1 protein-coding gene is annotated in these 1,562 nt (G+C 39.3%); it reads left to right on the top strand.

From position 1 onward, the window contains the following. Nucleotides 1-196: 196 nt before the first annotated feature. Nucleotides 197-1,558 (top strand): IS66 family transposase, encoded by a 1,362-nt coding sequence (gene tnpC, locus IEV85_RS24655; protein ID WP_188467935.1) that lies wholly within the window; start codon nt 197-199, stop codon nt 1,556-1,558. Nucleotides 1,559-1,562: the final 4 nt, after the last annotated feature.

The following is a 1,562-nucleotide window of genomic DNA, read 5'->3' as shown; positions in this document are numbered from 1 at the left end:
GTAACTACTCAGGTGCTAAAATAAAATAATTTTTCATGTTGTGTGGATAAGTTTCCAATTAAAAAGTAGCCTGAAACATCATGGGGGTAATTTAATTGGCGAATAGCTGAAAATCAGCTTAATGAGGAGTTTATACACATTTTTTTGTTTAAAAAGTCTTGATTTTTCCTGCTATACTTGTTAAAATTTATAGCCTTTGGAACAAGAACTCTTCATAAAACACCTTCTTCAAGTCATTAGCGATCAATCCGCTTTGATCTTGAAACTTGAAGCTAAAATAAGTAATCTGGAAGAAGAAGTTCATCAGCTTAAGCATCCCAAGAACAGCAATACCGGTTCTGTGCCACCTTCCAAAGAAGACAACAGGAAAAACCGAAGCCTACGAGGAAAAAGTGGTAAGAAATCAGGAGGTCAGCCAGGCCATGAAGGCAGTACCTTGAAATTCAGCATTGCACCTGATGAAATAATCAAACACATTCCGAATTTTTGTGGCAGCTGTCAGAAAGACATTAGCAGCTTGAATGAAGAATTGCTCAGCAAACGCCAAGTAGTTGATCTACCTATAGTGAAGCCCATATATACCCAGCATGAGTGCTACCAGAGAAAGTGTAGCTGTGGGCACATTAATAAATCAAACTTCCCTTCCCAAGTAAACGCCCCTATTCAATATGGGGCAAACGTGGAAAGCCTTATTGCCTATTTGTCGGTTAGGCAATACATGCCATATGACCGAATAAGCGAGTATCTTAAGGATGCCTACAATATGCCTATTTCACAAGGGAGCATAAAGAACCTACTTGACAGTTTTACTGAAAAGTCAAGCTTGGCCTACCAGCGTATAAAGGAAAATATAGCTAAGGCTGTAGTGGTTGGTGCGGATGAAACAGGGGTTAAAGTGGATGGAGAGAAATTCTGGATACACACATGGCAAAACCCCTACAATACTTTTATTGCCGTATCAGAAAGCAGGGGCATCAAGGCCGTTAAAGACAATTTCCCTGATGGTTTTCCCTCATCAATATTAGTGAGCGATGCTTGGGCCGCACAGCTGGCCACGCCCGCCCTGTCACATCAGCTTTGCATGGCCCATTTGTTGAGGGATTTAAACCATCTCATAGAAATTTACCCTAACCATGATTGGCCTGTCAATATGAAGCAACTCCTACAGGATTCACTAAGGGCCAGGAAAACTTTAGAAAAAGAAGGATTCCAGTCAAACAGCAAACAGCTTGAGCAAATAGAAGTGGGCTTGGATGAACTGCTAAAAATAGAGGTAGATAAAAAGTATAAGAAAATAACCTCTTTTAGAAAGAGGCTCGTCAAAAACAGAAATTATTTATTCAAATTCCTCTACCATTCCTTAGTGCCTTCAGATAATAATGGTTCCGAAAGAGCTATTAGGAATGTGAAAATAAAACAAAAGGTATCAGGGCAATTTAGATCTGAATCCGGTGCACGTTCTTTCGCAATTATCAGGTCTGTAATAGATACCATTATCAAAAGAAACAAAAACATATTTGATTGCTTGGCTATTACTGCTAATTTGGTACCTGAGTAGTTAC

Origin of the sequence: Marivirga lumbricoides (assembly GCF_014636295.1) — a bacterium.
GTDB classification, from domain to species: Bacteria; Bacteroidota; Bacteroidia; order Cytophagales; family Cyclobacteriaceae; genus Marivirga; species Marivirga lumbricoides.
This window is presented reverse-complemented; position numbering and strand designations above follow the sequence as displayed.